The sequence below is a fragment of the Agaribacillus sp. DX54 genome (assembly GCF_056858335.1).
Map to the genome: position 1 here is coordinate 1 of NZ_JBXEQE010000182.1, position 237 is coordinate 237.

Below are 237 nucleotides of genomic sequence, written 5' to 3' on the forward strand. Positions count from 1 at the left end.
GCGACGCCAGGAGGTACTTGGTCCGGTCCCGGTATAACCGATGGGGTAAATGGTACTTTTGATCCATCCGTAGCCGGATCGGCATCATCACCGCATACGATTACCTATGAGATAACAGACGGGAATGGCTGTATCGGTACAGATACTGAAGCTATTGTTGTCAATGCTTTACCAGACGCGACAATCACCCCCGCCGGTCCATTTTGCGAAGATGCCGCCCCTGTGAACCTGATAGCG

General features: G+C 52.7%; 1 protein-coding gene. It reads left to right on the plus strand.

Annotation, left to right across the window (positions count from 1 at the left end):
- Nucleotides 1–237 (plus strand): hypothetical protein (locus AC04NP_RS30895; protein ID WP_482863997.1); only part of this gene is annotated, 237 nt, incomplete at both ends.